Raw genomic sequence first — 21,154 nt, 5'->3', positions numbered from 1 at the left:
CCTCCAGCCCAGAAAGGATCCACCGTGCAGCTTGTCTCCGTCCGCGTCATCACCAACGACGTCACCCGCCTTGTCGAGTTCTACGAGCAGGTGACCGGCCTCGATGCGCGGCGGCCCGCCGAGCAGTTCGCCGAGCTCGTGGGCCCGTCGTGCACGCTGGCCATCGGCAGTGCCGAGACGATGGCGCTGTTCAGCGCCGGGGCGGCCATGCCGGAGTCGAGCCGGACCGCGATCCTCGAGTTCCTCGTCGAGGACGTCGACCGGGAGCACGAACGGCTGGCGAGCCTGGCGGGCGCCCCGGAGATCGTGCAGCAGCCGACCACGATGCCGTGGGGAAACCGCTCCCTGCTGTTCCGCGACCCCGACGGCAACCTGGTCAACTTCTTCACCCCGGTCACCGAAGAGGCTCGCGCGAGGCTCACTCGCTGACCGGTACCTGGCGGTCCCCGTTCAGGCCAGCACCCGCCCGAGGAAACCGCGCAGGTAACCCGCGACGACGTCCAGGTGGCTCTCCAGCAGGAAGTGACCGCCGTTGATCAGGTGTACCTCAGCGTCCTTGGCGTCGCGGGCGAAGGCCCGCGCGCCCGCCGGGCCGAAGATCTCGTCGTTGCGGCCCCACACGGCGAGCACCGGGACCCCGCTGGTGCGCAGGTACTCGTGCAGCAGCGGGTAGAGCGGGCGGTTGTTCTGGTAGTCGCGGATCAGCGCCAGCTGGACCTCGTCGTTGCCCTCGCGGGAGACCAGGGCGAAATCGTGCTCCCAGGTGTCCGGGCTGACCAGGCTCGGGTCGGGCACGCCATGCAGGTACTGCCAGCGGATGGCATCGCGGCTCAGCGCGGCGCGGACGGCGGGTTCGGTGTCCGGGCCGGGGTTCGCGCCGTAGGCCCATACGGCGGCCCAGAAGGGTTCGACGAAACCGTCCTCGTAGCCGTTGCCGTTCTGGGTGACGATGGCGGAGATCCGTTCGGGGTGCTCGAGCGCGAGGCGCCAGCCGATCGGGGCGCCGTAGTCCTGCACGTAGAGGGCGTAGCGGTCCAGGCCCAGTTGGCCGAGCAGCCCGGAGGTGAGTCCGGCGAGGGCGTCGAAGGTGTAGCTGAACTCCCCCGCAGGCGGCGCGGCGGAGTGGCCGAAGCCGAGGTGGTCCGGCGCGATGACGTGGTAGTCCCCGGCCAGCAGCGGGATGAGCTCGCGGAACATGAACGAGCTGGTCGGGTAGCCGTGCAGCAGGACGATCGCGGGAGCGTCGGCGGGGCCGGCTTCGCGGTAGAAGATCTCGTGGCCGTCGACGGTGGCGGTCCGGTGGTGCACCGGGCTCATATCTAACCCCTTTGAAGATTTGATCTGGTTAGTTTCTTCGTCATGCAAGCACGAGTGAGCTAACCTGTCAAACGATTCGATCTGGTTAGAGAGGAGGGTGGAATCCGATGGACACGCTGCTGGACCTGCTCAACAGCAGGCCACGGGTCAACGGCGAGGAACGGGACGCGCTCGGCGACCCGGCCGCGGGCAGCCGCTGGGCACGGGAACATGGCGGCGAGGGCAGCCGCGCGGAACTGGCGCTGCTGCGCGAGGCGCGGGACACCCTGCAGGAGGTGGTGCGGGGAGAAAGCTCGCCGACCGCGTTGAGCCCGCTACTCGAAGGTGTCCGCCAGGTCCCCGAGTTCACCGCGGATGGTCTTCAATGGACACTCGAGACTCCCCCGCACGCCCGGCTGGCCGTGGAAACGGTCCTCGCCTGGGCCGCCACCGAGCAGCAACTACCCGGCAGGCTGCGCCCATGCGCCAACGAGGAGTGCCGCCTGTTCCTGCTCGACCGCAGCCGCGCCAACCGCGCCCGCTGGTGCTCCATGGCCGTCTGCGGCAACCGCGCGAAAGCACGCCGCCACTACGAACGCACCCGCTGAACCGCCGGCGCTCATCGCTCTACCCGGTAGTGGAGGTGGGTGACCCCTGGCGCCGGGACGGCTTCGACGAGCCGCAGGCGCACGTGCTCTGGCAGCGCCTGGAAGAAGGGCCTGCCGCCGCCGAGCAGGACCGGCACCTGGTGCAGGATCACCTCGTCGACGAGCCCCGCCGCGAGCGCCGCGGCCAGGACACCGCCGCCCATCAGGCCGACGTCCTTGCCGCCGGCGGCCTCCCGGGCCGCGGCCACGGCGTCCTGGATACCGGTGACGAGGGTCTGCCGCTCGGTCAGCTCCGGTGCCGGCCGGTGACTGAGCACGAACAGCCGGGCCGCGGGGTGCGGGCTGCCGCCGCCGAACCGGTCGGAGTCCTCGTAGGTGTTACGCCCCGCCACGACCGCACCCACCCGACCGGCGAGGGCGTCGAAGACCCTGGCACTGGGCTCGCTCAGCTGGAATCCGTCGAAGGCCTGACTGGGCGTGTCGCCGTCGAAGTACCAGTCGAACAGCATCGTCCCCTCGCCGAGCCCGTGCCCGGCACCGGGCTCGCGACCGGTGATGTACCCGTCGACCGACACCGCATGGGCGCTGAAGACCTTGCTCATCTCCGTGATCCTTTCTTGGGTTCCTTCAAGAGACCCTGGAACCGTAGCACTTCAAGTTTCTTAAGGGAACTCCGATTGCTAGACTGGTGCCATGCAGCGCACGAACTTCGGCGAGATGGCGTGCTCGATCGCGCGCACGCTCGACGTCATCGGGGAACCCTGGTCACCGCTGATCCTGCGGGACGTGTGGGTCGGACTCAGCCGGTTCGAGCAGCTCCAGGAGGACCTGGGCATCTCGCGCAAGGTCCTGACCGAGCGGCTGAACCACCTCGTCGACCATGGCGTGCTCGAGCGCCGTCCCTACGACCGGCGACCGCGCTACGAGTACGTCCTGACGGACAAGGGCACCGAACTGGTCGACCTGCTCATGGTCATGGTCGGCTGGGGAGACAGGTGGCTCGCGGGCGAGGCAGGCCCTCCGGTGCTCTACCGCCACCACGCCTGCGGCGAGGTCAGCGGTGTCGACCTTCGCTGCGCCCACTGCGGTAAGCCGATGCACGCAGGTGACGTCGACCCGCTGCCAGGACCCGGCGCGGCGACAGTCCAGTGAGGGCCGTCTTCTCGCGTGAACGCCTTCCCGCCGTTCGGTTCCCGTGCCACAGTCCAGGTCATGTCATCGGACGAGCTGCCGGGCTGGTTGCCTGCCTGGTGCCTGGACCACCTTGGTAGCAGGCCCGCCCACGTACTGTTCCAGCTACGACAGATGTCCACGGTGTTCGGCCTGCGGCTGACCGACGGCACGGACATCGTGGTCAAGGCGCGTGCCGATGACGGCCGGGCCGTGTCCTGCGTCGCGGCGCAGGCCAGGCTGGCCGAGTGCGGCTTTCCGTGTGCCAGGCCGCTCACCCCGGTGGTCGGCGCCGGTTCGCTGGCCGTGCACGCCGAGGAGTTCCGGCCCGGCGGCGAGGTGTTGCACGGGGACTCACCGGATGTGGCCGTCCGTTACGCCGAGGTTTTCGCCCGGTCGATGGCCGACCTGGCCACGGCGACCATCAGTCCGCCGCTACCCAATCCGCGCTGGGCGCGTTGGGATCACTCGGATTCCGGGGTGTGGCCCGCCATCGACTTCCTCGACGAGCGGGACCAGAGCGCCGTGCCCGGGTACGTCGCCGACACGGCCGAACGGGCCCGCAAGCGGCTGCTGGCCGCCGACCTGCCCTGCGTGCTGGGCCATGCCGACTTCGAGGCACAGAACCTCCGGTGGCGGGGCCGCGAGCTGTGGGCGGTGCACGACTGGGACAGCCTGGCGTGGCAACCCGAGGCGGCGCTGGTGGGAGCGGCGAGTGGGACATTCTCCAGTGCCCGGCCGCCCACGCTGGCGCCGATCGAGAGCTCCGAGGCATTCCTCGCGGCTTATCAGGACCATCGTGGGCGCGCGTTCACGGCCGTGGAGCGGGAGATCGCGTGGGCGGCCAGCTTGTGGCCGGCAGCGCACAACGCCCGGTGGGAAGCACTGCACGGCACCACCCCGGTGTCCGGCAACGCGCTCCGGGAGCAGGCCGCCGAACGCCTCCGCCGGGCCGCCTGCTGACCGAGGCAGCGGACGAGACCGATCAGGAATCAAGAAGCGGCGGCCACCGGGCCACACCTAGTGTGACCACCATGGACATCAGCATTCACTACGCTTTCCTCCCGCACCAGGACGCGGATGCCTCGCTGGCCTTCTACCGGGACACCCTCGGCTTCGAGGTCCGCAACGACGTCGGATACAACGGGCTGCGCTGGATCACCGTCGGCCCCATCGACCAGCCGGGCACCTCCATCGTCTTGTACCCGCCGGCCGCCGACCCCGGCGTCACCGAGGAGGAGCGCCGCACCATCACCGAGATGATGGCCAAGGGCACCTACGGGATCATCACCCTGGCCACCGCCGACCTCGACGGCACCTTCGCCCAGTTGCAGGCAGGCGATGTCGAGATCGTCCAGGAACCGACCAACCAGCCCTACGGCGTACGCGACTGTGCCGTCCGTGACCCCTCCGGCAACCTGATCCGGATCAACGAGCTGACCTGAGCCGTCCGGCCAGCGAAGAAACGGACCGAGCGGAGGTAACCAATGGCACCGGACCAGCAGGAAGGCAAGCGCGGCGGGCGCGAACCTGGTACCCCCAGCCCGTTCTCCCGCTGGATGCAGCGGAAGATGGCCGCCAGGATGAACCGCAAGATCCGCCGTGGCCGCGGCAACTTCATGGGCATGGACGTACTGATCCTGAACACGGTGGGCCGCCGGAGCGGCCAGCGGCGGGAAACGCCGCTGGCGCGGTTCGCCGAGGGCGAGGATTCCTGGCTGATCGTCGCATCGGGCGGCGGGAGCAGGCACCCGGACTGGCACGCGAACATGATGGCGCACCCCGACCGGGTTTCGGTCGAACTGCCGGGGCAGCAGGCCATCCCGGTGACGCCGCACCGGCTCGAAGGCACCGATCGGGAGCGGGCATGGCAGCGCATCGTCGCCGCCCAGCCCCGCTACCAGAAGTACCAGAGCAAGTCCGAGCGGCAGTACCCGCTGATCCGGCTCACGCCGCGGTGAACGGGCACCGCCCGCGGAGCCGGTTGCTCCGCGGGCGGTGTCTGGTCCCTCCGCGGACCGCTCTGCCATGCTTCGCTCATGTCTTCCCTCCCGGCCACGCCCACCGCTGAGGCCATCGGCAGCCCGGCGCGGGCTCAGTTCGAGGCATTTCTCGACGAGCACCGCGCCGCCCTCAACGGCTGCCTGGACGGACTGACCGAGGAGCAGGCTCGCCGGTCGCTGGTGCCCTCCCGGACCACACTGCTGGGCCTGGTGAAGCACGCGACCTTCGTGGAGCAGGTGTGGTTCGACGAGGCCATCACCTGCCGTTCCCGTGCCGAGATCGGCATCCCTGCTACCCCGGACGAGTCCTTCGCCCTTGGCGCGGAGGACACGATCGTCACCGTCCGAAAAGCACACAACGACGCCTGCGCGGCGGCCCGTCGTGCGGCCTCCGCACTCGGGCTGGAGGATACGGTCCACGGCAACTGGCGCGGCCCGCTGCCGCTGCGCTGGGTGTACCTGCACGTGTTGCGTGAGCTGGCACAGCACTGTGGACACGCGGACATCCTGCGCGAGCAGATCCTCCGGGACCAGGAACTGTTCGGCCGCGAGCGCTTCCGCGGCGGCTAGGCCGGACCGGACTCGGCGGCCCGCAGGATGCGGCGGAAGGTGGGGCACTCCGCGTGACTCGGCGCGGGGCAGGCGGCGGCGTGCCGCAGGCCATCCCGCATGGCGCTGAGCTTGCTGATCGTCGCGTCCAGCTCGTCCGCCTTCGCGGTGAGCAGCCGCCGGTCGATGCGCGGCCGCCCGTCCGGTGCGAACATGCCGGCGATCTCGTCCAGGGAGAAGCCAGCGGCACGCCCGACCGCGATCAGTGCCAGCCGCTCCAGCACGGTGTCCTCGAACACCCGCGCCAGGCCCCGCCTGCCGATCGAGGTGATCAGGCCCTTTTCCTCGTAGTAGCGCAGCGTCGAAGCCGGCAGGCCGGAGCGCTTCGAAACCTCCGATATGTCCAGGTCCGCCATCCGCCCTTGACCTCAAGTTGACTTGAACTGGCACGGTACGACTTCCGATCGCACGCCGCAAGCGAGGAGACAGTCATGGATACCGTGCGCGAGACCAACGACGAACAGGCCGAGCTGTGGAACGGAGCGGGCGGGCAGGGCTGGCTCCAGGCTGCGGAACTGATCGACCAGGTACTCCGGCCGATCGAAGGCCTGCTCGTCGAGGCCGCGGTGGCCGGGAGCCCGGCGGCCTCCGCGAGCCCGCGGCGGGTGCTCGATGTCGGCTGCGGCACCGGCGGGGTCACCCGCACCCTTGCCAGGACGCTCGGCGCCGGGAGCCACTGCGTCGGTGCCGACATCTCCGAACCCATGATCGCCGCGGCGCGCGCACAGGCCGAACGGGAGGGCGGGCAGGTGAGCTTCCTGCACGCCGACGCGCAGTCCCACCCCTTCGAACCCGGCGGCTTCGACCTGATCATTTCCCGCTTCGGGGTGATGTTCTTCGACGATTTCGGCCGGGCCTTCGGCAACCTGCGCCGCGCCGCGGCCGAGGACGCCGAACTCCGCTTCGTCGTCTGGCGCGGTATGGCGGAGAACCCGTTCATGACCACGGCGGAACGCGCCGCGGCACCACTCCTGCCCGAACTGCCGGCCAGGGACCCGGACGCACCGGGTCAGTTCGCCCTCGCCGACGCGGATCGCCTCCGCCGCCTGCTGGCGGAGGGTGGCTGGACCGGGATCGACATCCAGCCTGCCGACGTGGCCTGTGCCCTGCCCGAGAGGGAACTGGTCCGTTACCTGACCCTGCTCGGACCGGTCGGGCGGGCCCTGCAGGAGGCGGACGATCAGCTGCGTGCCAAGGTGATCGAAGCGGTCCGTCCCGCCTTCGACCCCTTCGTGCACGGAACCGAGGTCCGGTTCACCGCGGCCTGCTGGCTCGTCGCCGCCCGCGCGGCCGGCGCCCCTGCCGGCACCGGGGTCTGATCGCGCGATGCCTGCCGACCGCCGCGGTAGCCCGGCCGGCGCGGGACCGGGCGCCGACCTTTACCATTCCGCGGATGACCGGCTACGACGACGGTGCCTTCGGGCACCTGGACCCCTCGATCCTGCCGCTCCGCCAGCAGCGGATCCTGCTCACCATCCGGGACTGGGTGGTCCGGCACGGATACTCGCCCAGCACCCGGCAGATCGGCGACGCCGTCGGGCTGCGGTCGTCCTCCTCGGTGTCCAAGCATCTGGCCAGCCTGGAGGAGAAGGGATTCCTGCGGCGTAGTGACACCGTGTCCCGGCCGATCGACGTGCGGATGTTCCTGCAGGAGCCCGCGAACCGGGAGGCGAGCGAGGACTCGGTGAGTGTGCCCGTGGTCGGCGACATCGCGGCGGGAACGCCTATCTCGGCGGTAGAACACGTCGACGACATGCTGAAGCTGCCCCGGGAGCTCACCGGGCGGGGGAACGTGTTCGGGCTGCGGGTGCGCGGGGACTCGATGATCGACGCCGCGATCTGCGACGGCGATGTGGTCGTGGTGCGGCAGCAGTCGGAGGCGCATTCGGGTCAGATCGTCGCCGCGATGATCGACGAGGAGGCGACGGTGAAGGTGTACCGCCGCCGCAACGGGCACGTCTACCTGGAACCGCGCAACCCCGCCTACGAGATCATCGCCGGGGACTCGGCCGTGGTGCTGGGCACCGTGGTCTCGGTACTGCGCAGCGTCTGACGGCGGCCTGAACCGGCCCGGTCAGGCCGTGGGCCAGTTCCGGAGCGCGGCGTCCAGTGCGTCCAGCGCGGCCGCCCAGGAGGCGTCGACCTCGCGCGGGTGCCTGCTGAAGGCGCCCGCGGTCTCCAGGCTCACGTACCCGTGAAAGGTGGCATGCAGCAGGCGGACCGCGTCGGTCTGCTGCGGTTCTGCCAGCCGGTAACCACGCAGCAACGCCCTGGTCAGCTCGGCGTGCCTGGCCGCATCGCCGGTGGTGGCCGTCTCCGGGTCGATCTCCAGCTGAGCCGCCGCGTACCGGCCCGGATGCCGCCGCGCGTAGTCCCGGTAGGTGTCGGCGAAGGCCACCAGGGCCTCCTTGCCCGACCGGCCCGCCAGCGCGCCCGCGGCCCGGTCTGCGAGCTCGGCCAGCGCCAGCAGGGCCACCCGGACCCGCAGTTCGCGCGCGTTCCGGATATGCGAGTACAGGCTCGCGTCCTTCACCCCGAAATGGCGGGCGAGCGCCGAAACGGTCAGGTTCTCGAAGCCGACCTCGTCGGCAAGGTCCGCCGCCGCCTGGGTCAGGCGTTCGACGGTCACCCCCGCGCGTGCCATCCGTCATCCTCCACCAAGCTAGTCCCATTAATTACTTGCCTAATCATACTAGGCTATTTGCTATGAGACCGATGACCGAACGCGAGATCCGTGCCTCGTTCGTCAACTGCACGAAAGGGGAGGCGAAGCGCCTGGCCGTACCGAAGGACCTGGCCGAGTGGCCGTGGGATGACCTGGACTTCCTCGGGTGGCGGGATCCCTCGGCGCGGGACCGCGCCTACCTGGTGGCCGAGTCCGGTACCGGGCTCGCCGGTGTCGCCCTGCGGGTGGCGCCGCAGACCGGGCATACCCGGCGCAGCATGTGCTCGCTGTGCCTGACCACGCACACCGGCGACGGTGTCTCGCTGATGACGGCGCGCAAGGCCGGTCGCGACGGCAAGCAGGGCAACTCGGTGGGCGCCTACCTCTGCGCCGACCTGGCCTGCTCGCTCTACCTGCGCGGGAAGAAGGACGCCGGGCTGCGGATCTACGAGTCGCTCACCGTGGCCGAGCAGGCCGAACGGACCAGGGCGAACCTGGCCGCGTTCCTGCGCAGGGTGCTGGACTGAACGGAGGCCGAGGTGGCCGATCTTGCTGATCTGGCAAAGAACTTTGCCGCCGCATCGCCGGGGCGGCAGGCTGGTGGCTGCGGAGTACACCGGCCGTGCCGCGAACTCCGGACGCATCGGACCGAGCATCGAGGCAGGAATCATGGACACGCAGTCCTGGGACGACATGTACCGCAGCCGCGACCAGGTCTTCAGCGGCGAGCCCAACGGTGTGCTCGTCACCGAGGTGACCGACCTACCGCCGGGGCAGGCGCTCGACGTGGGCTGCGGCGAGGGCGCCGACGCGCTCTGGCTGGCCCGGCGCGGCTGGCAGGTCACCGCGGTGGACATCTCCAGGGTCGCGCTGGAGCGTGCCGCCGCGGCGGGCACGGACGTGGCAGGCCGGGTGGCCTGGAACCAGGGCGACCTGACCAGCACCCCGCCCCCGGCCGGTGCCTTCGACCTGGTGTCCGCCCAGTACTTCCCGTTTCCCCGCGACCGGTACGCCGGGCTGCGGGCATTACTGGCCGCCGTCGCGCCCGGCGGAACGCTGCTCATCGGCAGCCACAACCCGGCCGACCTGGCACCATCCCCGGATCACCACTTCGATCCGTCCGCCTACTACCACCCCGCCGATATCGCCGGGCTCCTCGACGACTCCTGGACCGTACTGGTGAACGAGACCCGGCCACGGACCATGCCCGCCCCGCCGGGCACCCGGCACGTCACCGACACCGTGCTGCGTGCCCGGCGGCTGCGGTGAGCGGGAACACCAGCCGCCGCGGGATCACTCCGGCCGGACGAGCACCTTGAGCGCCGTGCGGTCGGCCATCGCGCGGTAGCCATCGGGTACCTCGTTCAGGCCGATGGTGCGGTCGAACACCCGGCCGGGCTCGATCCGGCCCTCGAGCACGTCGGGCAGCAGTTCGTCGATATAGGCGCGCGCCGGGGCCACGCCACCGGTCAGCGTGATGTTCCGGACGAACATGCCGAAACCCACCGCCGCTTCCCGGTACTGCGGCATACCGACCCGGCTCACCCTGCCGCCCGCCCGGACCACACCGAACGCCGTCTCCAGCGCGGCCAGGGTGCCGACGCATTCCAGCACCGCGTACGTGCCGTCGCCGCCGGTGAGCTCCCGGACCCGTTCGACGCCTTCCTTCCCGCGCTCGGCGACCACCTCGGTGGCGCCGAACTCGCGGCCGAGATCGGTGCGGTCGGGATGCCGTCCCATCAGGACGATCCGTTCCGCCCCCAGCCGTCGAGCCGCCATGACCGCACACAGCCCGACCGCGCCGTCCCCGATCACCGTCACGGTCGTGCGCGGACCGACCCCCGCCGTCAGCGCGCAGTGGTGCCCGGTCGGGAGGACGTCGGACAGGGTCAGCAGGGAGGGCAGCAACGCGGAATCGGCGCCGACCGGCAGCTTCACCAGTGTTCCTTGCGCCTGCGGCACCCGTACCGCCTCGCCCTGGCAGCCGTCCACCTCGCCCGCTCCCCAGAACCCGCCGTTGCGGCAGGAGGTGTGCAGACCCTCACGGCAGAAGTCGCAGGTGTTGTCCGCCCAGACGAAAGGGGCGACGACCAGATCCCCTGCCACCAGGCCGGACACCTCCGAGCCTGCCTCCTCGACCACGCCGAGGAACTCGTGGCCGATGCGATCGGCCCGCTCGGCAGCGGGCTTCGACTGGTACGGCCACAGGTCACTGCCACAGATGCAGGAACGCAGCACCCGCACCACGGCATCGGTCGGCTCGTGCAGCTTCGGGTCCGGAACCTCCTCCACCCGCACATCGCCCGCGCCGTAGATCAACGTGGCTCGCATGCATCCTCCGATCCGAATCCCGGCGCACGGCCGGGTACGCGTCCGTTCGGGCCGTCGAGGGAACCGCTCGGGTCGCTAGTCCCGGCCCGGCGAGCCGACCAGGCGGTAGCCGACGCGGCCGGAGAACTCGGCGGTGAGCGCGAATCGGTCCCCGCGCACCACGGTATGCCGCCATTCCACCGGCCGCTGCTCGGCATGCCCGATCCGGCTGATGGAGAACGCGGCCGCGTCCGCGGCGCAACGCAACTGGGCGCGCTCGGCCGGGGTAGGCACGACGGCGTGGATCTGCTCGCTGCCGTGGTCCAGCCGGATCCCGGTGCGCCGGTCCAGCTCGCCGTACAGGCTGGTGTGCCGGAAGTCGGCGCCGAGGAGCGATCTGGCCAGTGACTCCGGCAGCCATACCCGGTCCAGGGCGAGCGGTTCCTCCCCGGCCAGCCGCAGGCGTTCCAGGTAGACCAGCGGGGTGGATGCCTCCAGGTCGAGCCGTTCGGCGACGATGGCGTCCGCCCGCACGTCGAAGGTCCGCACGATGCTGCGCTGCGAGAGCCCCGCCGCCTCGACCGAGGCGAACAGGCTGTAGAGCGCGCCAACCGGCTGGCTGATCTCCGGAGTCGGCGCGATCCGCGGCTGCCGCCCGCGCTCCGAGATGATCACGCCGTCGGCCCGCAGCTGGCGCAGCGCCTGGCGCACCGTCTGCCTGCTCACGCCGTACTCCTCGACCAGCGCGAGCTCGCCGGGGACGTGGTCGGCGAACTCCCCCGCCCGCATCCGGGTCAGCAGGTGCCGCTGCAGCTGCCGCCACAGCGGAACCGAGGTGTCCCGGTCCAGCGTGCTCCCGACCATGTCACCTCCTCCCGTCCGCGCGGTCACCCTACCCATTGCCCAATGTACGTACATCTCGTAATTTAAATGTACGTACATTAGATGCCGAGAGGGGCCGGGGGATGCGGGTCGAGGCGAACGACACCGGCACCCGGCACGCCGCGATCCGCCCAGGACTCGCGGGGGTGGCACCCGGCCTGGTGGTGGCGTTGCTCATCGCGGCGGTGGCCACCATCGCCGGCCGGTTCGTGCCGGTCGTTGGTGGCCCGGTGTTCGGCATCCTGCTCGGCGCGACCCTGGCCGCGCTGGTCCCTGCGCTGCGGTCGAAGCGCTGCGCCCCCGGGTACGCGGTGGCGGCCAAGCCGGTGCTGCAACTGTCGATCGTGGTGCTGGGCACCGGGCTGTCGCTACGGCAGGTCGTCCAGGTGGGCGGGCAGTCCCTCCCGGTCATGCTCGGCACGCTCGCCGTCGCGCTGGGCGGCGCGTGGCTGCTGGGCAACCTGCTGGGGGTTCGCGGGGACGCCAGGACCCTGATCGGCGTCGGCACCGGCATCTGCGGCGCCTCCGCGATCGCCGCGACCAGCGCGGTTCTCAAGCCGAAGGACACCGAGGTCGCCTACGCCCTCGGCACGATCTTCACCTGCAACATCGCCGCCGTACTGCTGTTCCCGCCGCTGGGTCACCTGATGGGGATGAGCCCCGAGGCGTTCGGACTGTGGAGCGGAACCGCCATCAACGACACCTCCTCGGTGGTGGCCGCCGCATACGGGTACGGCGGCGACGCTGGCAGCCACGGCATGGTGGTCAAGCTGACCAGGACGCTGATGCTGATCCCGATCGTGCTGGCACTGGCGGCACTGGCCGCTCGCCGAAACACCGCTGGCCAGGAGTTCGACCCGGGCTCGATGCCGTGGCGGCGGATCGTGCCGCCGTTCCTGATCGGGTTCCTGCTCGCGGTCGCCGTGGGCAGCCTCGGCGTGATCCCCGGCTCCTGGCACCCGGTCCTTTCCGCGAGCGGCACCTTCCTGATCACCACAGCGCTGGCGGGAATCGGCCTCGGGCTGCGGCCCGCCGCGATGCGCGCGGCCGGTCACCGGCCCCTGCTGCTCGGGGTACTGCTGTGGCTGGCGGTAGCGATGTCCAGCCTCGTCTTACAGGCTGTCACCGGAAACCTCACCTGATCGTGTATCGAACACATGAGCGATTACGCGGTACTGTGGGGTTGTGACCAGGACTTTCGGCACCGACACCTCCCGCATGAGCGAGGAGGAACTCCTGACCGCGCTGGGCGACCTCGAACAGCAGCGGCGAGCTCTGTATGCCCGCGAGTTGGCGGTCCTGGCCGAGTTGGACGGGCGCGACACCGCGAACCAGCAGGGCTACCGCGACCTGCCGACCTTGACCCGGGAGATCCTGCGGGTCAACCCGTATGACGCCCGCCAGCGGGTGGCCCATGCGCGGGCGGTGGTGCGGCGGCACGGCCCGGGTGGGATACCGCTGGAGCCGGACCTGCCCGAGGTCGGTGCCGCCGCGGCCGAGGGGGTGATCGGGCCGGAACACATCGAGACCATCCGCGCCACCGTGACGCGGTTTCCGCAGCCGGTCAGCCTGCCGGACCGGGAGCATGCCGAGGCGCTGTTGACCAAGGCGGCGCGGGAGTACGAACCCCACACCATCACCACCCTGGGCCGGGAAATCCTGGCCCGCCTGGACCAAGACGGCACCCCACCCACCGAAGACGAACTCGCCCGACCGGAACGCTCCCTGGACTGGCGACAAACCCGCGGCGGACGACTCCGCGACACCTTCGACCTCGACGCCGAAACCGCCGCGGTACTGACCGGGCTGATCGAACCCCGCGCCAAACCCGCCAGCACCAAAGAGGAGCCGGATCGCCGGAGTAAGTTCCAGCGGCAAGGGGACGCGTTCGCCGACGTGCTGCGCGTGGTAGCGGGGTGTCCGGAGGAGGGGCCCACCGAGGCGGGCGAACCCTTCACCGTCATGGTGACCATCACCCTCGACGACCTCAAACACGGCACCGGATACGGGCTCCTGCACGGACAGGAGTCCTACTCCGCCGCCCAATCCGGCGGATGGCCTGCGACTCCTACATCGTGCCCGCCGTCCTGGGCAGCAAAGGCGAAATCCTCGACATCGGACAACGCACCCGCACCGTACCCCTCGCCATCCGCAGAGCCCTGATCCTGCGCGACCGCGGATGCACCTTCCCCGGCTGCCGCAGAAAACCCAAACAATGCCAAGCCCACCACGTCACCCCCTGGGCCCTCGGAGGACCCACCGCCCTGCACAACCTCACCCTGCTGTGCTGGTACCACCACAACCTCATCCACCACACCGACTGGTCAATGCGCATACGCAACGGACTACCCGAATTCCTACCCCCGGCCTTCCTCGACCCCGAGCGAAGACCCAGACGCAACCTCCTCCACCACCAAGGGGGTGCGAGATGATCGGCGGCGCGGATCGCAGTATGTCCACACGGAAGGGGCCACAGCGTGGGACGGTACGCGGCCGTCGATGTCCATTACCCCGCCATCGGGGGTGCTACCGCGGCGCTGGTGATCGCCGCCGACCCCACATTCACCACCGTCACGACCGAACGCACCGCCACCCTGACCGAGGTCGCGGCGTACCGGCCGGGTGCGTTCTACGCCAGGGAGCTGCCGCCCTTGCGCGCCGTCCTCGGCGAGGCGGGCCGCCTCGACCTGCTCCTGGTCGACGGCTACGTCCATCTCGACCCATCTGGCCGACCTGGGCTGGGCGCCCATGTGCACGCCGAGTTCGGCGTACCCGTGATCGGGGTGGCCAAGACCGCCTTCCGGGCCGCGACCCATGCCGTGGAGCTACGCCGCGGCCAGGCGACCCGCCCGCTGTACATCACGGCGGCCGGGATGCCCGCCGAGCACGCGGCCGCCCTGGTGCGAGAGATGGCCGGGCCCTACCGCCTGCCCAGCGCACTCCGCCTGGTCGACGCGCTTTCCCGCGGGTTACGCGACCGGTAGGCCCGCCGCGGCCCGGCTTCCGCTTACCGGCGCCCGTCCACCCGCGTTGCGGCCTCCCCGAACACGAACGGATCGGGCTCGCACTGCGCGATGAAGTCGCTGGGGAATCCCGGTTCGAACGGAGCAGCCGCTTCCAGCCGCCGGATCGCCTCCTCCGGCAGGGTCAGCTCGACGGCGCCCAGGTTCACGGTGAGCTGAGCGAGATTGCGCACGCCCACGATCGGCAGGATCGCCGGAGACTTACTGCGGGTCCAGGCGATCGCCACCTGAGCAGGGTGGACGCCCAGTTCATCGGCGACGGTACGGACCGCGGCGGCCGCCGTTCGGTCCCGCGCCGTGAGCGTCGCCGGATCGAACCGGGTCGGGCCTGGTGCACCGGGCGGTGCGTCCGCGGCCCCGGAAAGCACCCCTGCCGCCAGTGGTGCCCATGCGGTCACGCTCAGCCCGAACGCCTCGGCCATCGGCAGCAGTTCCCGTTCCACGTCCCGCTTCAGCAGGTTGTACGGCACCTGCAGGCCGGCGAACGGGGTGCGGTCGCGCCATTGCGCGAGGGTGTTGGCCCTGGCCACGACCCACGCCGGAGCGTCGGAGATGCCGATGTACCGGACCTTCCCTGCACACACGACGTCGTCCAGCGCGCGCATGGTCTCCTCGATCGGGGTGTGCCGGTCCCATACGTGCACCCAGAAGATGTCCACGTGGTCGGTGCGCAGCCTGCGCAGGCTGCGTTCCAGCGACAGCACGAGATTCTTGCGATGGTTCCCCGCCGCGTTGGGATCCTTGGCATCCCGCGACAAGGTGTACTTGGTGCCGAGCACGAAACGGTCTCGCCTGCCGAGAATCGTGCCGAGGGTGCTCTCCCCCTCACCGTAGGCCGAGGCCGTGTCCAGTACGTTGCCGCCCGCGTCGGCGTAGGCGTCCAGGATGCGCCGCCATTCCCGCGGGTCGTCCAGTGCCATCGTGCCGAGCACGAGTTCCGAGACCCGCAGCCCGGTCGGACCGAAAAGCCGGTATCGCATGGGTCAGCCCACCGCCGGGGTCACATCGCGGGCCACGGCATCGAAGGCGGAGGCCTCCAGCCCCCAGGAAACGATCCGGCAGGGCAGCACCAGGATCCACGCCGGATCGAAAGGAAACGCGGCGCCGAGCCGCTCCCCCGTCTCGGCGCCGCCGGTGGTGTGTGCCTCGGCGCGCCCACGGATCTCCACCCCGCGGGGTGTCCACGGGTCGATCGCGGCGAGGTCGTCGATCACCAGTGCGGCCTCGGCGGTCGCACGGACATCGCGGAACTTCCGGCTCGTGGCCATCCCGGTACCGGCGTAGCCGCCGATGACAATGCCGCCGGTGGCGGAGTCCAGCAGGAATCCGACCGGCTTGACCCGCGGCCTCCCGTCCGCGCCGACGGTGGCGAGGCGGGCCAGCGGCTGGCCGCGCAGGTACTCGAGTTCTGCTGCGGTAAACACGTTCATACCGCCCAGCCTCGCCCCCTCCGCCCGGCGGAGGGAGACCGTGACAGGGCCCCTCTGCCGACCGGCCCGGCTAGGATCGGTGACCATGGTCGACAACGCGCTGGGCGGTTTCCTGCGGGCCCGGCGGGAGGCGATCCCGCCGGCCGCGGTCGGCTTGCCGAGCGGTCCCCGCAGGCGCACGCCCGGGCTGCGCCGGTCGGAACTGGCCGGGCTGGCCGGAATCAGCGTGGAGTACCTGACCCGCCTGGAACGGGGCCGGGACCGCCATCCTTCCGGCCAGGTCGTCGGCGCCCTGGCCGACGCCCTCGGCCTCTCCCCGGAGGAACGGGTGCACCTGCACCGGCTGGTCAAGGCGCACGGCGGCGGGGCCTGCGCGCAGTCCGCCGCCGCGTCGGCGCAACCCCGGCCCACCGTGCGCGCGCTGCTGGACCGGCTGGAGCCCGGCCCGGCGCTGGTCGTGGACGCCCAGGGCGACGTGCTGGCGAGCAACGCCGGGTTTCGGCTGCTCGCGGAGCCGGTCGGCCTGCTGGAGGGCGATCCGCCCAACCTCGCGCGGTTCGTGTTCACCCACCCGAACGCACGCGCGACCTTCCCGGACTGGGACCGCGTTGCCGACGACCGTGCCGCGGCGCTGCGGGCGGCGGGCGAACTCGGCTATCACGCGGCCGCCGCGCTCGCCGAGGAACTGTCCATCATCGCGGGCACCGAGTTCGGCCGCCGGTTCGCCACCTCCGGCGTACTGCCCGCCTGGACCGGTGTGGAGCGCTGGCGGCACCCGGAATACGGCACGGTGAACCTGGCCTACGAGAGCCTGCCCCTGCCCGGCACCGAGGAACATCGGCTCGTGGCCTACCTGCCTGCCGACGCCGCCACGGCCGAGGCCCTCGCCGCCCGGGCGGCCTGCGCCCAGTGTGCCGCCCCGGCCCCGGTGGCGATGGCCGCCGCCTGCTCGTAGTGCTCGGCGGCCTGGTTCCGGCGGCCGAGCGCCACGGCGAGATCGCCGAGATAGTGCGCCACCGGGCGGAGGGTGAGCAGCCCGCTGCCTGCCCCGGCGAGTTCCGCCGCGGCCGGCCGCAGGTCGGCGTACAGGCGTTCCAGGGCAGGAGGGTCGGCGAACTCGACGGCGACACTCGCGTGCAGACAGGTGCGGGCCTCGTAGAGCAGATCCCGCGGCGACTCCGGGATGGCGGCCACCTGCGCCCGGTCCAGCCTGCCGGCGGCACGCAGCAGGATGGGGCGACACCACTCCTGGTAACCACCGAAATCCCTCGATATGTCCACATCGGACGAATCGCCGTGCTGTAGCCGGTTGCACAGCAACGCCAGCGGGAGGATTCCATTGTCCAGTCCGGACATTCCGGTTCCGGCGAGACCGGCCGCGGCGGCCCGGTAGGCCGCCTCACCCTCGGCCCGCGGCCCGGTGGCGGCGGTGCGCAACGCCCGGTACCAGCGGGTGAAAACCGGCACCAGCGGGATCAGGTAGCGCTCGCCCAGCCGGTCGGCCAGCTCGGCGTGCCGGTCGGCCGCGGCGAAGTCGGCGAGTGCCGAATGGGCCTGCACCAGCACGAGGTGGCCGAGCACCTCGAAGGTGACCAGTTCGTGCCGGGCTGCAAGGTCGACCAGCTCCGCCCCGAGCTCCACCCGCTCGGGCGCCAGCCCGGCGCGCTCGAAGGACTGTATGAACCGAGCGTTGAGCGCGAGCGCCAGCAGCGCGGGCTCGTCCTCGGCGCGGGCGATGGCCTCGGCCTCCCGCGCCGCCGCGCGGGCGGGTTCGCCTCCGGTGTTACGCAGCTCCAGCGCGATGGTGCTGAGCAGCCGGGCACGGTCGGCCACCCGGTCCGGTGGTAGGCCGTCCAGGGTGCGTTCGGCCACCCGCACCACCCGGTGGGCCAGCTGCTGGTCGTCGTTCTCGGTCCACAGCGCGGGCACCTCGAAGGCGCCGATCGCACGGGCGGCCGGTGCCGGGTCGTCGAGGGTTGCGGCGAGCGTGATCGCCTCGGCCCGGTGCTGCCGCGCCTGCGCCAACGCCCCGGTCACCGCCAGCGCCCGTGCCACGCCCATGCTCAGCTCGATCCGTTCCCGGATGTCGTGGCTGCCGGAGCGATCGTGCGCGGCTGCCGCGGCCCGCCACAACCGGGCCGCCTCGGCCGCCGCGAACCGCCGCTCGGCCTGCTCGGCAGCGGCTCGCGCGTACCGGGCGGCCCGGTCCGCGGTCGCCGGGCTCTCGGCGAGCAGGAAGTGGTGCGCCAGTGCCTGCACATCGTCCGGGCGCAGCCGCTCCAGCACCTCGGCCACCGCAGCGTGCCAGGCCGCCCGGCGCGAGCGGGAGATGTCCTCGTACAGGGTGTCGCGCACAAGTGCGTGCGCGAACCGGAACCGGCCCGGCGCGGACTCGGTGAGAAAACCCCGGCGGGTCGCGATCTCCACGGCGTCCAGCACCTGCCCGGCCTCCCCCGCCACGGCGGTGAGCGGTTCGAGATCGAGTTCGGTGCCGAACACCGCCGCCTGGTGCAGCACCGCCCGCACGACGTCCGGCAGGCAGGCCAGCCGGTACCGGACGACGTCCCGCACCCCCGGCGGCACCGCGTCCAGCCCGGCGGCTCCCTCGGTGTCCAGCAACCGGGCGAGTTCCCGGACGAAGAACGGGTTGCCGCCGCTGCGCCGGTGGATCACCCCGGCCAGCGCGGCCTGCACCGCCTTTCCGGTCACGGCGCGGACCAGCTCGGGGATCGCGGACTCCGGCAGCCCGCCGAGATAGATCCGGGACGGCTCGGTGCGGGCGATGCGGCCGAGGAAGCCTGCCAGCGCCGCGGGCACGTCGGTGGTGCGATAGGTGACGATCAGCAGCACCGGTCGCACGGCCGGTTCGGTGGCCACCGATTCCAGCAGCGCCAGGGTTTCCTCCCCCGCCCAGTGCAGATCGTCCAGCACCAGCAGCAGCGGCGCCTGCCTGGCGACGGCGGTGAGGTAGTCGCCGACCGCGCGGTGCCAGTGGAACCGGGCCACCGCCGGGTCCGAAGTGGACACACCGGGCACGGCGGGTGCGGGCTCGTGCCCCGCCGCGAGGGTGTCCAGGATCCGGGTCCACGGCCATGCGGCAGGCAACCCCTCGTGCTCGGGATTGCCACCCCATGCGGTGGTCCAGCCCTGCCCGGCAAGCAGCGTGGTGCCCGCCTCGGCGAGCGCGGTCTTGCCTGCCCCCGCCTCCCCGGCGACCAGCACCAGTACCGGCCCCGGCCCGGTGCGGGCGGCACTGGCCGCCGCCCGCACCCGTGCCATGGCCTCCTCCCTGCCGACCAGCGGTGGCGCGGGAGCCGCCACCTCCGTGGCGGAAGGCCTGCCGGGGGCGGCCAGGTGGGCGGCCTGCGCCAGGATGTCGGACTCCAGCGCGCGCAGGCCGGGGCCGGGATCGAGGCCGAGCTCGGCGGCCAGCACCTGGCGCGCCCGGCGCAGGGTGTCCAGCGCGTCACCCTGCCGCCCGCACCGGTACCGGGCCAGCGCCAGCAGCCGCCATGCTTCCTCGCGCCAGGGATGGCCCGCCACCTGGGCCTCCAGCTCGGGCACGGCCTCGGCGGCCCGGTCCAGCGCCACCAGCGCCTCCGCATGCCGCTCCTGGGCCAGCAGGTGCAGCTCGTCGAGGCGGGCAGCCTCCGCGCGGGCCCACCCGTACTCGCCGAACTCGGCGTAGGCGGGCCCGCGCCACCAGGCCAGCGCCTCCGCCATCGTGGCCAGCGCGGTGGCCGCCCGGTTGCTCGCGAGTGCCGCACCGGCCGCGGTCACCGCAGCCTCGAACCGGAAGGCGTCAACGGAGTCCGGTTCGGCCCGCAGCGCGTAGCCGGAGGCCGCCGTCACCAGCAGGCGCGCGGGCGCCCGCGGCGCCCGCTCCGGCTCCAGCGCGCGGCGCAGCGCCGCCACAAAAGTCTGGACCGCCCCGGCCGCCCCGTCCGGCGGGACCTCCCACAGGTCGTCGATGAGCAAGTCCACCGGGACGACCCGGCCCCTGGCGACCAGCAACCGCGCCAGCACCGCGCGGTGCCGCGGTCCTTTCAGGTCCACCGGCCCGTGTGCGCCCTCGGCCACCAGCGGACCAAGCACCGCGAACCGCACGGACGGGCTCATGCACTCCCTCCTCACATTCCGGCACCGGGCTCCAGTGTCCGCGCACCGCTCAGCCGGTGCTGACCGGATGCTGATCGGTACGCCGGAGGCTGCGGTCACCGCACCCGGAACCGCGGGTGCCGCACCGACCGGAAAGGACCCAAGCATGCGGATCCCTGGATTCGACTACCAGCGGGTGCCCGTCGCCGACGGCGTCGCCATCGAGACCGCCGTCGGCGGCTCCGGCAGCCCGATCGTGCTGCTGCACGGCTTCCCGCAGACCCACCTGATGTGGCGGCACGTGGCACCGGACCTCGCAGGCGATCACACCGTGATCTGCCCCGACCTGCGCGGCTACGGCGGCAGCGACAAACCGGCAGACACCGGCGACAGCTATGCCAAGCGCACCATGGCCGCCGACATCCTGGCGCTGGCCCGCGCGTTCGGACATGAGCGGTTCGCGCTGGCCGGGCACGATCGCGGCGCGCTGGTGGCCATCCGCGCCGGGCTGGACCACCCCGGGGCGATCACCCACCTCGCCGCGCTGGACGTACTGCCCACCCTGGACATGTGGGAGGTGCTGCACGGCGCGGGTGCCGCGGTCGCCTTCCATCTCTACCTGATGGCGCAGCCGCCCGGCCTGCCCGAACGGCTGATCGGCGCCGAGCCGGATGCGTTCTTCGGCCACTTCCTGGACGCCTGGGCACAGGGCACCGAGGCGATCCCGGCCGAAGTGCGGGCCGCCTACCTGCGGGCCTGCCGGGATGCCGTGCCCTCCATCGTGGCCGACTACCGGGCCTCGGCCACCGTGGACGTCGAACACGACACGGCCGACCGGAATGCGGGCAACCGGCTGCGGATGCCGGTCACCGTGCTACAGCAGGACTGGGGAGCCGCGCTCGGCTACGACGCGGCCGCGCGCTGGCGGTCCTGGGCGGCCGACCTGCACCACCGCACCGTCTCCAGCGGTCACTTCATGGCCGAGGAGGCACCGAGCGAGGTGATCGGGGCGCTGCGGGAACTTCTCACCCGATAGCCCGAAGTAAAGGCGGCCGCGGCG

At 71.6% G+C, this 21,154-nt stretch carries 26 protein-coding genes; 17 read left to right on the top strand and 9 right to left on the bottom strand.

Features of this window, described 5'->3' with window-relative positions:
* The first annotated feature begins 24 nt into the window (after positions 1–24).
* Positions 25–429, top strand: coding sequence for a VOC family protein (locus tag KOI47_RS10940; RefSeq protein ID WP_216215865.1), 405 nt, complete (start codon positions 25–27; stop codon positions 427–429).
* Positions 430–450: 21 nt separating this feature from the next.
* Here KOI47_RS10940 and KOI47_RS10935 read toward each other — a convergent pair whose 3' ends face one another.
* Positions 451–1,317, bottom strand: coding sequence for an alpha/beta fold hydrolase (locus KOI47_RS10935; protein ID WP_216215864.1), 867 nt, complete (start codon positions 1,315–1,317; stop codon positions 451–453).
* Between the two features lie 107 nt (positions 1,318–1,424).
* Here KOI47_RS10935 and KOI47_RS10930 point away from each other — a divergent pair, with 107 nt between their 5' ends.
* Positions 1,425–1,904: a CGNR zinc finger domain-containing protein gene (locus KOI47_RS10930; protein WP_216215863.1), complete on the top strand. Its 480-nt coding sequence runs from the start codon at positions 1,425–1,427 to the stop codon at positions 1,902–1,904.
* Positions 1,905–1,915: 11 nt separating this feature from the next.
* On the opposite strand, the gene KOI47_RS10925 is transcribed toward KOI47_RS10930, so the two are convergent.
* Positions 1,916–2,506, bottom strand: a complete 591-nt coding sequence (locus KOI47_RS10925; protein ID WP_216215862.1) for a dihydrofolate reductase family protein — start codon at positions 2,504–2,506, stop codon at positions 1,916–1,918.
* A 91-nt stretch (positions 2,507–2,597) separates the two neighbouring features.
* Here KOI47_RS10925 and KOI47_RS10920 point away from each other — a divergent pair, with 91 nt between their 5' ends.
* The 5 genes from KOI47_RS10920 to KOI47_RS10900 all read left to right on the top strand — a co-directional run bounded on the left by KOI47_RS10920 (position 2,598) and on the right by KOI47_RS10900 (position 5,647).
* Positions 2,598–3,056, top strand: a complete 459-nt coding sequence (locus KOI47_RS10920) for a winged helix-turn-helix transcriptional regulator (RefSeq protein ID WP_216215861.1) — start codon at positions 2,598–2,600, stop codon at positions 3,054–3,056.
* A 60-nt stretch (positions 3,057–3,116) separates the two neighbouring features.
* Entirely contained in the window at positions 3,117–4,037 is a 921-nt protein-coding gene (locus KOI47_RS10915; RefSeq protein WP_216215860.1) for an aminoglycoside phosphotransferase/kinase family protein, read from the top strand.
* 71 nt (positions 4,038–4,108) lie between these two features.
* Positions 4,109–4,519 carry a VOC family protein gene (locus KOI47_RS10910; RefSeq protein WP_216215859.1) on the top strand — a complete coding sequence of 137 codons (411 nt, stop codon included), beginning with the start codon at positions 4,109–4,111 and terminating at the stop codon, positions 4,517–4,519.
* Between the two features lie 42 nt (positions 4,520–4,561).
* Positions 4,562–5,035, top strand: coding sequence for a nitroreductase/quinone reductase family protein (locus KOI47_RS10905; RefSeq protein WP_216215858.1), 474 nt, complete (start codon positions 4,562–4,564; stop codon positions 5,033–5,035).
* Between the two features lie 78 nt (positions 5,036–5,113).
* Positions 5,114–5,647: a DinB family protein gene (locus tag KOI47_RS10900; RefSeq protein ID WP_216215857.1), complete on the top strand. Its 534-nt coding sequence runs from the start codon at positions 5,114–5,116 to the stop codon at positions 5,645–5,647.
* On the opposite strand, the gene KOI47_RS10895 is transcribed toward KOI47_RS10900, so the two are convergent.
* On the bottom strand, positions 5,644–6,042 hold the full coding sequence (locus KOI47_RS10895) for a helix-turn-helix domain-containing protein (protein WP_216215856.1): 399 nt from the start codon (positions 6,040–6,042) through the stop codon (positions 5,644–5,646). The genes KOI47_RS10900 and KOI47_RS10895 overlap by 4 nt on opposite strands.
* A 75-nt stretch (positions 6,043–6,117) precedes the next feature.
* Here KOI47_RS10895 and KOI47_RS10890 point away from each other — a divergent pair, with 75 nt between their 5' ends.
* Positions 6,118–7,005 carry a class I SAM-dependent methyltransferase gene (locus KOI47_RS10890; protein ID WP_216215855.1) on the top strand — a complete coding sequence of 296 codons (888 nt, stop codon included), beginning with the start codon at positions 6,118–6,120 and terminating at the stop codon, positions 7,003–7,005.
* 74 nt (positions 7,006–7,079) lie between these two features.
* On the top strand, positions 7,080–7,739 hold the full coding sequence (gene lexA / locus KOI47_RS10885) for a transcriptional repressor LexA (protein WP_216215854.1): 660 nt from the start codon (positions 7,080–7,082) through the stop codon (positions 7,737–7,739).
* A gap of 21 nt (positions 7,740–7,760) precedes the next feature.
* Here the strand turns inward: lexA and KOI47_RS10880 are convergent, their stop codons facing one another.
* Positions 7,761–8,330 (bottom strand): TetR/AcrR family transcriptional regulator, encoded by a 570-nt coding sequence (locus KOI47_RS10880; RefSeq protein WP_216215853.1) that lies wholly within the window; start codon positions 8,328–8,330, stop codon positions 7,761–7,763.
* Between the two features lie 62 nt (positions 8,331–8,392).
* Here KOI47_RS10880 and KOI47_RS10875 point away from each other — a divergent pair, with 62 nt between their 5' ends.
* Positions 8,393–8,878: an FBP domain-containing protein gene (locus tag KOI47_RS10875; protein ID WP_216215852.1), complete on the top strand. Its 486-nt coding sequence runs from the start codon at positions 8,393–8,395 to the stop codon at positions 8,876–8,878.
* Between the two features lie 22 nt (positions 8,879–8,900).
* The gene (locus KOI47_RS10870; protein WP_332461454.1) at positions 8,901–9,620 is read left to right on the top strand and encodes a class I SAM-dependent methyltransferase; all 720 of its coding nucleotides are present in this window, start codon (positions 8,901–8,903) and stop codon (positions 9,618–9,620) included.
* A 24-nt stretch (positions 9,621–9,644) separates the two neighbouring features.
* Here KOI47_RS10870 and KOI47_RS10865 read toward each other — a convergent pair whose 3' ends face one another.
* On the bottom strand, positions 9,645–10,682 hold the full coding sequence (locus KOI47_RS10865; RefSeq protein WP_216215851.1) for a zinc-dependent alcohol dehydrogenase family protein: 1,038 nt from the start codon (positions 10,680–10,682) through the stop codon (positions 9,645–9,647).
* A gap of 75 nt (positions 10,683–10,757) precedes the next feature.
* Complete coding sequence (locus KOI47_RS10860; protein WP_216215850.1) at positions 10,758–11,525, bottom strand: GntR family transcriptional regulator; 768 nt, start codon at positions 11,523–11,525, stop codon at positions 10,758–10,760.
* 101 nt (positions 11,526–11,626) lie between these two features.
* Here KOI47_RS10860 and KOI47_RS10855 point away from each other — a divergent pair, with 101 nt between their 5' ends.
* From KOI47_RS10855 to KOI47_RS10840, 4 genes are read left to right on the top strand one after another with little or no spacing between them, the layout of a single operon-like run.
* Positions 11,627–12,685, top strand: a complete 1,059-nt coding sequence (locus KOI47_RS10855) for a YeiH family protein (protein WP_216215849.1) — start codon at positions 11,627–11,629, stop codon at positions 12,683–12,685.
* A gap of 43 nt (positions 12,686–12,728) precedes the next feature.
* Positions 12,729–13,706 (top strand): DUF222 domain-containing protein, encoded by a 978-nt coding sequence (locus KOI47_RS10850; protein ID WP_216215848.1) that lies wholly within the window; start codon positions 12,729–12,731, stop codon positions 13,704–13,706.
* A complete protein-coding gene (locus tag KOI47_RS36360; RefSeq protein WP_408629903.1) occupies positions 13,598–13,975 on the top strand; it encodes an HNH endonuclease signature motif containing protein in 378 nt (125 codons plus the stop codon). The genes KOI47_RS10850 and KOI47_RS36360 overlap by 109 nt, the downstream gene beginning before the upstream one ends.
* 45 nt (positions 13,976–14,020) lie before the next feature.
* A complete protein-coding gene (locus tag KOI47_RS10840) occupies positions 14,021–14,527 on the top strand; it encodes an endonuclease V (protein ID WP_232376678.1) in 507 nt (168 codons plus the stop codon).
* Positions 14,528–14,550: 23 nt separating this feature from the next.
* Here the strand turns inward: KOI47_RS10840 and KOI47_RS10835 are convergent, their stop codons facing one another.
* Complete coding sequence (locus KOI47_RS10835) at positions 14,551–15,546, bottom strand: aldo/keto reductase (protein WP_216215846.1); 996 nt, start codon at positions 15,544–15,546, stop codon at positions 14,551–14,553.
* Between the two features lie 3 nt (positions 15,547–15,549).
* Positions 15,550–15,996 carry a PPOX class F420-dependent oxidoreductase gene (locus KOI47_RS10830; protein ID WP_216215845.1) on the bottom strand — a complete coding sequence of 149 codons (447 nt, stop codon included), beginning with the start codon at positions 15,994–15,996 and terminating at the stop codon, positions 15,550–15,552.
* 85 nt (positions 15,997–16,081) lie between these two features.
* Here KOI47_RS10830 and KOI47_RS10825 point away from each other — a divergent pair, with 85 nt between their 5' ends.
* Positions 16,082–16,951 carry a helix-turn-helix transcriptional regulator gene (locus KOI47_RS10825; RefSeq protein WP_216215844.1) on the top strand — a complete coding sequence of 290 codons (870 nt, stop codon included), beginning with the start codon at positions 16,082–16,084 and terminating at the stop codon, positions 16,949–16,951.
* On the opposite strand, the gene KOI47_RS10820 is transcribed toward KOI47_RS10825, so the two are convergent.
* Positions 16,846–20,115 carry a BTAD domain-containing putative transcriptional regulator gene (locus KOI47_RS10820; RefSeq protein WP_216215843.1) on the bottom strand — a complete coding sequence of 1,090 codons (3,270 nt, stop codon included), beginning with the start codon at positions 20,113–20,115 and terminating at the stop codon, positions 16,846–16,848. The two genes, KOI47_RS10825 and KOI47_RS10820, sit on opposite strands and share 106 nt — an antisense overlap.
* Positions 20,116–20,260: 145 nt before the next feature.
* Here KOI47_RS10820 and KOI47_RS10815 point away from each other — a divergent pair, with 145 nt between their 5' ends.
* The gene (locus KOI47_RS10815) at positions 20,261–21,130 is read left to right on the top strand and encodes an alpha/beta fold hydrolase (protein WP_216215842.1); all 870 of its coding nucleotides are present in this window, start codon (positions 20,261–20,263) and stop codon (positions 21,128–21,130) included.
* Positions 21,131–21,154 lie beyond the last annotated feature (24 nt).

The organism is Amycolatopsis aidingensis, from assembly GCF_018885265.1.
GTDB lineage: Bacteria > Actinomycetota > Actinomycetes > Mycobacteriales > Pseudonocardiaceae > Amycolatopsis > Amycolatopsis aidingensis.
Note: the sequence above shows the minus strand (reverse complement) of the source record. Positions and strands in the feature narration are given on the sequence as shown.

What these genes read in the sequence shown, in the direction of transcription:
- KOI47_RS10935 (WP_216215864.1), bottom strand. Translation starts at nt 1,317, where the DNA reads ATGAGCCCGGTGCACCACCGGACCGCCACCGTCGACGGCCACGAGATC.
- KOI47_RS10930 (WP_216215863.1), top strand. Translation starts at nt 1,425, where the DNA reads ATGGACACGCTGCTGGACCTGCTCAACAGCAGGCCACGGGTCAACGGC.
- KOI47_RS10925 (WP_216215862.1), bottom strand. Translation starts at nt 2,506, where the DNA reads ATGAGCAAGGTCTTCAGCGCCCATGCGGTGTCGGTCGACGGGTACATC.
- KOI47_RS10920 (WP_216215861.1), top strand. Translation starts at nt 2,598, where the DNA reads ATGCAGCGCACGAACTTCGGCGAGATGGCGTGCTCGATCGCGCGCACG.
- KOI47_RS10915 (WP_216215860.1), top strand. Translation starts at nt 3,117, where the DNA reads ATGTCATCGGACGAGCTGCCGGGCTGGTTGCCTGCCTGGTGCCTGGAC.
- KOI47_RS10910 (WP_216215859.1), top strand. Translation starts at nt 4,109, where the DNA reads ATGGACATCAGCATTCACTACGCTTTCCTCCCGCACCAGGACGCGGAT.
- KOI47_RS10905 (WP_216215858.1), top strand. Translation starts at nt 4,562, where the DNA reads ATGGCACCGGACCAGCAGGAAGGCAAGCGCGGCGGGCGCGAACCTGGT.
- KOI47_RS10900 (WP_216215857.1), top strand. Translation starts at nt 5,114, where the DNA reads ATGTCTTCCCTCCCGGCCACGCCCACCGCTGAGGCCATCGGCAGCCCG.
- KOI47_RS10895 (WP_216215856.1), bottom strand. Translation starts at nt 6,042, where the DNA reads ATGGCGGACCTGGACATATCGGAGGTTTCGAAGCGCTCCGGCCTGCCG.
- KOI47_RS10890 (WP_216215855.1), top strand. Translation starts at nt 6,118, where the DNA reads ATGGATACCGTGCGCGAGACCAACGACGAACAGGCCGAGCTGTGGAAC.
- lexA (WP_216215854.1), top strand. Translation starts at nt 7,080, where the DNA reads ATGACCGGCTACGACGACGGTGCCTTCGGGCACCTGGACCCCTCGATC.
- KOI47_RS10880 (WP_216215853.1), bottom strand. Translation starts at nt 8,330, where the DNA reads ATGGCACGCGCGGGGGTGACCGTCGAACGCCTGACCCAGGCGGCGGCG.
- KOI47_RS10875 (WP_216215852.1), top strand. Translation starts at nt 8,393, where the DNA reads ATGAGACCGATGACCGAACGCGAGATCCGTGCCTCGTTCGTCAACTGC.
- KOI47_RS10865 (WP_216215851.1), bottom strand. Translation starts at nt 10,682, where the DNA reads ATGCGAGCCACGTTGATCTACGGCGCGGGCGATGTGCGGGTGGAGGAG.
- KOI47_RS10860 (WP_216215850.1), bottom strand. Translation starts at nt 11,525, where the DNA reads ATGGTCGGGAGCACGCTGGACCGGGACACCTCGGTTCCGCTGTGGCGG.
- KOI47_RS10855 (WP_216215849.1), top strand. Translation starts at nt 11,627, where the DNA reads ATGCGGGTCGAGGCGAACGACACCGGCACCCGGCACGCCGCGATCCGC.
- KOI47_RS36360 (WP_408629903.1), top strand. Translation starts at nt 13,598, where the DNA reads ATGGCCTGCGACTCCTACATCGTGCCCGCCGTCCTGGGCAGCAAAGGC.
- KOI47_RS10835 (WP_216215846.1), bottom strand. Translation starts at nt 15,546, where the DNA reads ATGCGATACCGGCTTTTCGGTCCGACCGGGCTGCGGGTCTCGGAACTC.
- KOI47_RS10830 (WP_216215845.1), bottom strand. Translation starts at nt 15,996, where the DNA reads ATGAACGTGTTTACCGCAGCAGAACTCGAGTACCTGCGCGGCCAGCCG.
- KOI47_RS10825 (WP_216215844.1), top strand. Translation starts at nt 16,082, where the DNA reads ATGGTCGACAACGCGCTGGGCGGTTTCCTGCGGGCCCGGCGGGAGGCG.
- KOI47_RS10820 (WP_216215843.1), bottom strand. Translation starts at nt 20,115, where the DNA reads ATGAGCCCGTCCGTGCGGTTCGCGGTGCTTGGTCCGCTGGTGGCCGAG.
- KOI47_RS10815 (WP_216215842.1), top strand. Translation starts at nt 20,261, where the DNA reads ATGCGGATCCCTGGATTCGACTACCAGCGGGTGCCCGTCGCCGACGGC.